The organism is Streptomyces longispororuber (genome assembly GCF_014656095.1).
GTDB lineage: Bacteria > Actinomycetota > Actinomycetes > Streptomycetales > Streptomycetaceae > Streptomyces > Streptomyces longispororuber.
Window position 1 is genome coordinate 1 of the sequence record NZ_BNBT01000218.1, and the last position, 10,296, is coordinate 10,296.

At 75.5% G+C, this 10,296-nt stretch carries 5 protein-coding genes and 1 pseudogene; 2 read left to right on the top strand and 4 right to left on the bottom strand.

What is annotated here, in order from left to right:
* The 3 genes from IE330_RS36020 to IE330_RS36030 form a co-directional block, all read right to left on the bottom strand.
* On the bottom strand, positions 1 to 3,985 hold a 3,985-nt coding region (locus IE330_RS36020), incomplete at its 3' end, for a non-ribosomal peptide synthetase (RefSeq protein WP_190140397.1).
* A 1,113-nt stretch (positions 3,986 to 5,098) separates the two neighbouring features.
* Positions 5,099 to 5,542, bottom strand: coding sequence for a phage tail protein (locus IE330_RS36025; RefSeq protein WP_190140398.1), 444 nt, complete (start codon positions 5,540 to 5,542; stop codon positions 5,099 to 5,101).
* A gap of 333 nt (positions 5,543 to 5,875) precedes the next feature.
* Entirely contained in the window at positions 5,876 to 6,613 is a 738-nt protein-coding gene (locus IE330_RS36030; protein ID WP_190140399.1) for an FG-GAP repeat domain-containing protein, read from the bottom strand.
* 397 nt (positions 6,614 to 7,010) lie between these two features.
* On the opposite strand from IE330_RS36030, the gene IE330_RS36035 reads away from it, so the two are divergent.
* Entirely contained in the window at positions 7,011 to 8,081 is a 1,071-nt protein-coding gene (locus IE330_RS36035) for a YncE family protein (RefSeq protein WP_229926171.1), read from the top strand.
* A gap of 34 nt (positions 8,082 to 8,115) precedes the next feature.
* Here the strand turns inward: IE330_RS36035 and IE330_RS36040 are convergent, their stop codons facing one another.
* On the bottom strand, positions 8,116 to 9,114 hold the full coding sequence (locus IE330_RS36040; RefSeq protein WP_190140401.1) for a YdcF family protein: 999 nt from the start codon (positions 9,112 to 9,114) through the stop codon (positions 8,116 to 8,118).
* Positions 9,115 to 9,309: 195 nt separating this feature from the next.
* Here IE330_RS36040 and IE330_RS36045 point away from each other — a divergent pair.
* Positions 9,310 to 10,296, top strand: a pseudogene (locus tag IE330_RS36045) (hypothetical protein); the annotation flags it as partial.

A 10,296-nucleotide genomic window follows, 5' to 3' on the forward strand; every position in this document is an offset into this window, starting at 1 on the left:
TGTCGAGCTTGCCGGTGGGGCTCAGCGGGAGCGCGGCGACGGTGACGAGCGCGGACGGCACCATGTACGCGGGCAGCCGCCCGGCCACGAAGGCCCGCAGCTCCCCGGCGGGCGGCGCGGCCGTGCCCGCCGCCGGGACCACGTAGGCCACCAGGCGCCGGTCGCCGTCCCGCTCGTCGGCGACGACCACCGCCCGCGCCACCCCCGGGTGCGCGCTCAACGCGGCCTGCACCTCGCCGGGTTCGACGCGGAAGCCGCGGATCTGGACCTGGTCGTCGGCCCGCCCGTGGAAGACGAGCTGCCCGTCGCGGCGCCGGGTGACGACGTCCCCGGTGCGGTACATGCGGTCCCCGGGCGCGCCGTACGGGCAGGCGACGAAGCGGTCCGAGGTCGGCCCCGGACGGCCCAGGTAGCCGCGTGCCAACGACGCGCCCGCCACGTACAGCTCGCCCATCGCCCCCGGGGGCACGGGGCGCAGCGCGCCGTCGAGGACGTACAGGCGGGTGCGGGCGACGGGGCGGCCGATGGGCGGGGTGCGGCCGTCGGGGACGAGCGGGTCGCTGAAGGTCACGATGGCGGTGGTCTCGGTCGGCCCGTAGGCGTTGACCAGGTCCCGGCCTCCGGCCCACCCGGCCACGAGCTCGGGCGTGGCCGCGTCGCCGCCGACCGCAAGCGAGGCGACCGAGGGCAGCGAGTCCGCCGGCAGCGCGCCGAGCACCGCGGGCGGCAGGAAGACGTGCGTGACGCGGTGCGCGGCGACCGTCGCGGTCAGCGGGGGCCCGGGGGCCAGCTCGTCCTCCGGGACGAGGACCAGCGTGGCGTCGGTGAGCAGCGCCATGCACACCTCGTAGACCGAGACGTCGAAGCTCGGGGACGCGAACTGCAGCACGCGCGCGGCGGCCGAGAGGCCGAGCCGCCGCCGCTGCGAGGCGACCAGCGCGGCCACGCCGGAGTGGGTGACGGCCACGCCCTTCGGCCGTCCGGTCGAGCCCGAGGTGTAGATGACGTACGCGGTCCGCGCGACGGACAGCGGCCCGCCGCGCTCGGCGTCGGTGACGGGGCGGTCGTCGAGCCGGGCCAGCGCCGCGGCGGTCCGCGGCTCGTCCCACCGCAGCACGGGCACGGCCACCTCGGGCAGGCGCGCCGCCGTCGCGCCGTCCGCCACCACGAGCAGGGCGCCGGAGTCCGCCAGCAGGTAGGCGATCCGGTCCGGGGGATAGGCGGGGTCGACGGGGAGGTAGGTGCCGCCCGCCTTCATCACGGCGAGCAGCGTCGCCACCAGGTCGGGCGAGCGCCGCAGGGACACCGCCACCACCGTCTCCGCCGTCACGCCGCGCCGGAGCAGCTCGCGCGCCATCCGGTTGGCACGCGCCTCCACCTGGGCGTACGTCCAGGACTCGGTGCCGTACGCGAGTGTCACCGCGTCGGGGGCCGCGGCGGCGTGCCGCGCGAACAGCCCGGGCAGGGTGTCCGCCGCGACCGGGGCGGTGTCGTCGTGCCCGGTCAGGAGGTCCGCCCGCTCGGCGGGCGTGAGCAGGTCGAGGCGGGCTACGGTCGTCGCGGGGTCGTCGGCGATCTGCCGGAGCACGTGCGCGAGGCGGTCGGCGACGGCCCGGGCGGCGTGGCGGCCGACGTGGGGGCGCCGGTACTGGAGCGCGAGGCGCGGGCGCGGCCCGGGGGTGACGGCCACCGTCAGCGGGTAGTGCGTCCCGGCACCGGCCCGCACACCGGTGACGTCGACACCGTCGCCGCCCTCGTCGCCGAGCTCCACGGTGTACGCCTCGGACGTCACCAGGGTGTCGAACAGCGGGCCCGTGCCCGTGGCCCGCTGGATGTCGGCGAGGCCGCAGGCGTGGCCGGGGAGGGCGCGCTGCCGCTCCTCCAGGCCGCGCAGCACGTCCGCCACGGTGTCCGTGGGCGCCGGGCGCACCCGGACCGGGAGCGTGTTGACGAAGAGCCCGGCCATGGCGGCCGCGCCGGGCACCGCCTCCGGCCGTCCGGGCACGGTCGTGCCGAAGACCACGTCGCGCCGCCCGGTCAGGCCGCCGAGGAGCAGCGCCCAGGCGCCCCGCACCACGGTGTCCAGGGTGACGCCCAGCTCCTCGGCCCGCCGGACCAGGGCCCGCGCGGTCGCGGCGGACAGGGCGACGCGGGCCTCGCCGGTGTCGGCCGCGGTGTCCGTCGCGGGGGCCGCCGCCGGGGCCGCGGCGTGGTCGGGGGCGCGGGTTCCGGGGGATTCAGGGGCGCGGGTTTCGGGGGCTGCCGGAATCTCGGGATCTGCCGGGGCCACGGAGCCTACTGCCGGGGTCTCGGGGCCTGCCGGAGTCTCGGGATCTGACGTGGCTGTGGGCTCCGCGTCGAGGGCCGGGGCCAGGAGCGTCGGTCCCTCGACCCCCGCCAGTTCCTCGGCCCACCGCCGGGCGGCGGCGTCCCGGTCCTGCCCCGCGAGCCACACCAGGAAATCCCGGTACGCGGGCCTTCCCGGCACCGCGGAGCCGTCACCGTGCGCCCCGTAGAACCGCTGGAGATCCTTGACCAGAAACGGCAGCGAAATCCCGTCGAACAGGACGTGGTGAGCCGTCACGACCAGCTCGTACCGCTCCTTTGCCGTCCGTACGAGCAGCATCCGCACCAACGGCGGAACCGCTACGTCGAAAGGCCTGTCGAATTCCTCGGTCACCAACGCCCGGAAACCTTCGTCGACAGGCATTCCGGCGCTTTCCGTCAACAGGTCGACGGAGCGCCAGGGCAGCTTCGCGTCGGCCACCACGACTTGTGCCGGATCTCCGTCGGAACGGGTCGCGAAAGCCACGCGAAGATTCGCGTACCGGTCGAGCAGCGCCTGGCCCGCGGCGCGCATGCGTGCGCTTTCCACCCGGCCGCGCAGATGAATGACGAACTGCATGAGATAGGCGTCCCGCGAGGAATCGCCGAGCCGCGCGTGGAAGAGCAGCCCCGCCTGCAGGGGCGTGAGCGGCCAGACCTCCGCGAGGCCCGGGTACCGGCGCTCCCACGCCGCCATGTCGTGCGGCTCCACCGGGGTCAGGGGCAGGTCCACCGCGTCGGCCCGCTGCCCGGGGTCGGCCGTGACCTGGCGCACCACCCGCACGAACCGCCGCGCCAGCGACTGGGCCGCCCCGCGCCCGCCCACGGCCCCGTCGTACCGGAGCACCGCGACGGCCCCGCCTCCGCTCCGCCCGTCCCGCGCCTCGTACAGCGCGAACGGCAGGGCGCCGCCGCCGTCCGCGTCCGCCTCCCGGTCGCGCAGCCACCGCGCCAGCGCGGCGCACGACGGGTCGTCCCGCCACAGGTCCGCCGGGACCGCGGGGGCCTCGGCGACCAGGTGCACGAGGTGTACGGAGCCCGTCGGCACGGCCGGGCCGTCGGCGGCGGGCCGCACCTCGCCCGCCTCCGTCGGCCCGGGTCCGGTGGCGGCGCCGGACGCGCCGGGCACCCCGCTCTCGCCGGGACACCCCGCGACCGGCAGCCCCAGCGCCAGGCCCGCACCGTCGCCGAGCCGTCGCAGGAGCACCGCGAACGCCGTGCGCAGGACCACGGGGGCCGTGACACCGCACGCCCGGGCGGCCTCCTCGACCGCGCGCAGCAGGCCGTGGTCCAGGACGAACTCCACCGTCCCGAGGGCCTTCCGGGCCAGGTCCGTGGGCTCGGCCGCGCCCGGGTGGCCGGGTGCCCCGCCGCCCCGCAGCCGCGCGGCGTAGGCGGCCTCCAAGTCCCGTACCAGCGGGGCGAGGGGACCGTGGCCGGGCTCCGGGACGGCGAGCCTCACCACGTGGCCGTCCGCCGTGCGGCGCACCACCGCGTCGCCGGTCCCGGCGCCCGTGACGTCCCGGACCGCCGAGGCCAACGCCTCCGCGTCCGGCGCGCCGCCCAGGCGCAGCTCCAGCGTCCGACCGGGCCGGGCCCCGTCGTCCGCGCGCCCTTCCGTGAACCACGCCCCACGCCGCACCGAATAGAGAGGAATCACCTGCGTCTGCTCCTGTTCGTCGCATGCGCGAATCCGCCGTGAATGGACCGGACCCGCCCCGCTGCTTACGCGCGAATTCCTGCAACGTGCCCGTGCTTTCGCCTGCTCCGGGAGTGAAAGAGCGACAACTCGCCTGTACCGGCAATGAATGTGCCTGCCCCGCCGGTTCGCGGTCGATTCCGGAGTGGTTCCGCACAGGACTTTGGCACAGGTTCAGGGGGCGGAGAAAGAGTGCTGTCGTCATCGCGACTGCCGCGGCATGAAGAGCGCCGCGTTCGGCCGGTGTTCCGGACGGCTCGTGCGATGTGGCGCCCGGGTGACAAAGTCCCGTCGACATGACAACGGAACGATCACGATACGTCAACCACACCTCGGCCGTGTGCGTGGCCGGTTTTTCCCTTCGCCGAAAAGCGGATTACCGTCCTCGACCGCGCCGCGGGGCGCGCGTGTACCCGGAGCCGGACCTCGGCACGGCGACGCGCCCGGCCCGGCCTCCCGGCCGAAGTGGCCTGGCCGGTGCGTGGACGGGCCCCGCGGCGGGGTGCCGAAGCGGAGGGGACACCGCGGCGCCGGGGCGGGCGCCCCGGAGTCGACACAGGGCGCCCGCGTCCTCCGCACGGCGCGGCTTGTTCCCGCGCCCGGGCGTCAACGCGAACAGCCCGGGACGCGGGGCTTCGAGCCCGAAGGGGCGGGCTCCCATGGACAGATGACGGACACCGTGGGCCGGGGCCCGCCTCACCTCAGGTGCCGGTCCAGGAAACGGCAGCCGTCCCCCAGTTCGCCCCCCGGGTCCAGGGTGCGTGCGCGCGACGGCCGTGGTGGCCGCGGGTCCCGGCCGGTTGCCGGGACCCGCGGCCGAGGTACGTCCGGTGGCTCCGCCCGGCCCCGAAGCCCCGCGGCCCCCCACGAACCGTCGGGATCTCTCGGGGTCGTGCGAGCCACCAGGCGTACCCGATCGAGGTGTTACCGACGGCGCGGACGCAGTTGCGGCCGACACCGCCGGGACCACGGTAGAGGCCGTCGACGAGGGTGTGGTTGCCGACGGGAACACGGCCGGTGCCGCCGACGTGAACGCGGCCGCCGCCGTCGATGCGTCGGCGGGCGTGCGTCGCCTCACTCGATGACCAGTTCCTCGAAGGCGATGGTCACGGTCTCGGTGAGCACGGCGCCCTCGTCGGCCGTCAGGGTGCCGGTGTCGGTCCTGGTGCACCAGGCGTTGCGCAGGGTGTACCGCCGCACCGGGTTGTCCTCGTGGTCCATCAGGACGATGGCGGCGGTCTTGCGGGCCGTGCCGGTGCGGCCGTTGACGGAGTCGTTGATCCACCGCGTGAACGAGACCGACCGCGTCACGCCGCGCACCACGGTGCACTGCCCGTTCTTCTGCACGCCCGGCAGGATGGTGATGTCCATCTGGCCCCGGTCGGTGTTCCGCGGGCTGACGACGACGTCCTGCTCGACGGTGAGGCCGCTGACCTCGGCCAGGTACTCGACCAGGACACCGTCGAGCTGGAGGCCGAAGGTGTGCGCGGCCAGGGACTCGCCTTGCCTGAGCGTCATGGGTTCGCCGTCCTTCTGGGCTGCTGGGCGGTGGCGTACGGGGGCCGGGAGCGGGGCGGAAGCGGCCCTCGGGCGTTTGAGCCCCTCGGACCGCGCCCACGACCAGCACCACCCGTGCGGAGGCCGTGCGGACCAGGGACGGGCTGGGTAAGGGACCTTGCTCTTCTCTGTGACCGCGGCGACTTCTCTGCGACCGCGGCGACGCGGGCCACGGACAGGGGGCGGGGGCGGGCGGCAGGCGGGGGAGCGGGGCACACCTCCGCCCGCCCGGCCCGTCCGGCCCGGCGCCGGGTGCCGCCCGTGCCCCGCGCCACCGGCGGCACCCGGGCGCGGTCAGGAGCAGGTCTTGTAGAAGCGGGACCAGCCGTTGGTGGGCATGGACGGCGGCTCGGCCGGGGTGCCCCAGTCGCCGTACTTCTGCTCGTGCTCGGCGTTGCGGGCGCCCGGGCCGCTGCCCGGCTTCGACAGGCGCACGTTCCGCTCGAGGACCCCGTCACCGGCGTTGCTGAGCAGCGCGAGGTCCGGGTACGCGTCGCCGCCGTAGTCGGCGACGCGGAGCTGCTTGACCTCGGCGGCGTTGCCGATGTCCAGGTGGCGCGGGTGGGCGGACGTGAGGTTGGTCCGCTTGAGCGGGCCGGGACGGTACTCCGCGACGCGCGCCGTGGCGGGGTCGTCGCCGCCGGACGGCTTGACGATGTTGACGACCATGTCCAGGGTGCCGTCGTTGCGGAAGTCGGCGACCGCCGCGGTCGCGACCTCGCCCGTCCGCGCGCCGAGCAGCTTGCTCACCGTGTGCTTCGCGCCGAACGAGCCGTCGGCCGCGCCCCACTGGACCGTCATCCTGGCACCGGTGTGCCCGGGGTTGCTGATCCTGTCCGGGCGGCCGTCGCCGTCGAGATCGCCGACCAGCGTCGTGGCACCGGCCAGGCAGGCGGCCGCCGCCCGGGCCGTCCCGCCGGCCGCCCCCGAGGTACCGGAGGACGTCGCTCCGGCCTGCTGGGCACCGATGGTCAGGGTCAGGGCGACGGCCGCGACCGGCGCGGCGATCAGACGTGCACGCTGACGAAACATCTGCCGAACTCCTCTGTCCGTACTGCTGAGCCGTGCTCCCGGACCTGGCCCGTCCCCGCCCCGCGCGGCGATGGCCGCGCCCTGGGTCGACGGGGACTTCCGGTGAGCACGGTCCGAGCATGTGGGACGAGCCGTCACCTGCGCCACGGCTGCCGGGCAGTTGGGGACACTGGAACGCGAAAACAGTGCCTGACCTGCGAGAACGCCCGCCGCCTGGAACGCGAGGGTGGGACGCGCACCGCCCGGCCCACCCCGGCCGCCCCCGGTGCCCTGCCCCCGGTACGCGTGTGCGGGGCGGTTCCGACTCCGCCTGGCGAAAGGCATGATGGCCGAGCGCACCGGGGGTCGAGTGGTGGACGGGCAGATCGGGGTGAGGCCGGTGATGAGGCGCCGTACGGTGATCAGAGCCGCGGGAGCGGGCACGCTGGCGAGCGGACTCCCCCCACTCGCCTCGGCCACCCCCGCCTCGGCCGCCCCCGCCTCGGCCACCCCCGCCCCGGCCGCGGCCGCCGGGGACGCCCGCCGGGCGGCGGGGCCCGGCGACGTGCTGGTCGTGGTGGAGAAGAGCAGCCACGCGGTGAGCTTCTACGACACGGACTCGGGGCGGCGGCTGGGGACGGTCCCGCTGCCGGACCACCCGCACGAGATGGTGGTCGACGCGCGCCGGCGGTTCGCCTACGTCGGGCACTACGGCGTGCGCATGTCCTCCACCGCGGGCGAGGGAGGCGCCGCGGTCTTCGTCGTCGACCTCGTCGAGCGTTCCCTGGTCCGGACGATCGACACGCGGCCGTTCCGCCGCATCCACGGCATGGGCATCGACCGCGAGGACCGGCTGTACGCCCTGAGCGAGGACAGGGCGGTCCTGCTCGGCTTCGACGCCCCGGCCACCGACGAGGCACCGGTGCGGGCGGTGCCCACGCACGGCGTGAAGACCCACCTGTTCGCCCTCAGCCGCGACGGCGAGCGCGCCTACGTGACCGGCCTGCTGTCCCACACGGTGAGCCTCGTGCGCCCGCACGACGCCGCGGTCCCCCCGCGCCTGGTCACGCCCGGCCAACTGCCGGAGAGTAGCACCCTCAGCCGGGACGAGAAGACCCTGTTCGTCGGGGCCCGCAAGAGTTCCACGCTGGTCGCCGTCGACGCGCGGACCATGAAGGTGCGGCGCGAGGCGGCGACGGGAGGGGACCCGCTGCGGGTCTACACCCTCGACGACGAGCGGCTCCTCGTGACGGACATCGCCGCCCGCACCCTGACCGTCTGGAGCACCGGCCTGAAGCCGATCCGCTCCCTCGCGCTCGACGGCATCCCCGCCGCCGTGTCCCTCCACCCCGGCAAGCCGCTGGCGTACGTCTCCCTGCTCGGCACGGACCGGGTCGCCGTCGTCGACCTGGACCGGTTCGCCGTGGTCGGCGGCTTCGCCACGCAGCGCGAACCGGACGCGTCGGCGCTGCTGCCCGCGAGCCCCTGAGGCGCCGGGGGCGACTGCTGTATCGAAGGTCCCCTCAGCGCAGCGCCCAGACGAGGACACCGGCGGCGACGAACAGCAGGCAGATGGCGGCGTTGGTCCGCTTGTAGGCCACCAGGACGGCAGCGAACTCACGGATGGTGGCGTTCGGCCAGAAGTACCGGGCCGTGGGCGCGCCCACCACCTGACCCCTGATGCCGAGCCGCCGGGCGGTGAGCGCGGCGCGGAAGGCGTGGTAGTTGTTGGTGACGACGACGCACCGGTAGCCGGGGTTCCCCTTCTCCATGACGGCCTTGCTGTACCGGAGGTTCTCCTCCGTCGTCGTCGACTTGTCCTCCCGCTCGATCAACTCCCCGGGGAAGCCGCGGTCCGTCAGGTAGTCGGCCATCGCGTGGGACTCCGGCAGGTCCTCGTCGGGCCCCTGCCCGCCCGAGGTGATGAGGACGGGGGAGTGGCCGCGCCCGGTGAGCCTCGCGTGCACCTCACGCGCCCGGTCGAGGCGGCCGGCCAGCAGCGGCGGCACCTTCGACCCGCCGCTCAGGCCCGAGCCCAGCACGACCACGTAGTCGGCCTTGCGGCGCACCTGGAGTCGCCCGTACAGGAACGCGTACGCGAGGAAGCTCAGGAACAGGAACGAGAGGTAGCAGGCCACCCCCAGGGCGGCGGCGCCCACGCCGAGCATGACCGGCGTCCGCACCACCGCCGCCGCGATCAGCAGGGCGATCAGCCCGACGACGCACAGCGCGGCCATGAGCGAGAGCAGATTGGTGGGGCTCCTGCCCTCCTTGCGCACCATGCGCAGGCCGTTGGAGAACAGCAGCCCGGTCAGCAGCAGGATGCCGAGACCGCCCACCGCCAGCAGCACACCGGCGACGACCGTCCCTGACGCCGTACCGGAGCTGATCAGTTGGAACAGCCACCCGACGAGCGCGCACAGGGCGGTCAGCCCCAGGAGCACCGCGTTGCTGAACCGCCTGCGCTCACGCAGCACCCGCCAGCACAGGACCAGGAAGAGCAGCGCCGCCGGCGCGTACATCCACCACTCCCCGACGGACGCGGCCGACATCGCGGCCGGGGTGGTCTGCTCCGCCACCGCCGTCGTCCCGGAGGCGCGGGGGCTCCGCGGGTACTCATGCGTGCCGAAGGTGTGGGGCGCCGTCGCCCGGAGGGCGGCGCACGGGATGCGGGAAACGAGCGGCATGCCCTCCCGCTGCCCAGCACACTCGGAATCATGAGCGCACGGTCGTGGTGGGAGGAGCTCGCCGAGGGCCGCCGGACGTTCGAGCGCGCCGTGGCGGTGCTCCTCACGGCGGCGTACCCCGGCCTGCGGCACATCGAAGGAGCCGGCGGCGACCGGGGCGAGGACGCCGTGCTTCGGCTCCCGGACGGCCGTCGGCACGTTTTCCAGGTGAAGGGCTTCACCGGCCGGCTCACCCCGGGGCGCCGCACCCAGATCGCGCGCTCCCTGAAGCGGGCGGCCGAGGGCGCGCCCGACCACTGGACCCTCGTCGCCCCCCTCACCCTCACCCCGGCCGAGTGGGACTGGTTCGACCGGCTGGGCGGAACGTACCCGTTCCCGGTGGAGTGCCACGACCTCACCTGGCTGGACACCACGTCCACGCGCCACCCCGCCGTCCACGCCCTGTTCGGCGCGGCTCCGAGTGCCCCCTGGGCGGCCTCCCCGGCGCTGACGCCCTGGCCCCGCGTCGCGGACACCGGCCCCGCCGACGCCGGACTGACCGTGGACGACCACGGCGACGTCCCCCGCTACGTGGCCCGGGACGCCGACCCCGGCGTACGGGCCCGGGTGCGGGCGGCGGGCGTCCACGGGGGCGGGCTGCTCCTCGTCGGCGACTCCGCCGCGGGCACGACCCGCACCCTCTACGAGGCGCTGCGCGCCGAGCTGCCAGGACACCGCTTCGTCCGGCCCGCGCACCCCGGCGACGTCCCCGCGCTCGTGGCGGGCATCGCCGCGGCGGCCGAGCCGTGCGTGCTGTGGCTCGACGAACTGGAGCCCTTCCTGGAGGACGACCGCTGCCTCACGCCGCCCGCGCTCACCGAGCTGCGCCGTGCCCGGGCCGCCGTCCTCGCCACCCTCGACGCCGCGGCGTACACCCGCCGGCGCGGCGCCGAGGTGTGCCGCCGGCTGCCGCACCTCCTGCTCGACCGGCGCTGGAGCCCGGCCGAGCGCCGCCGGGCCGCCGCCTCGTCCGACCGG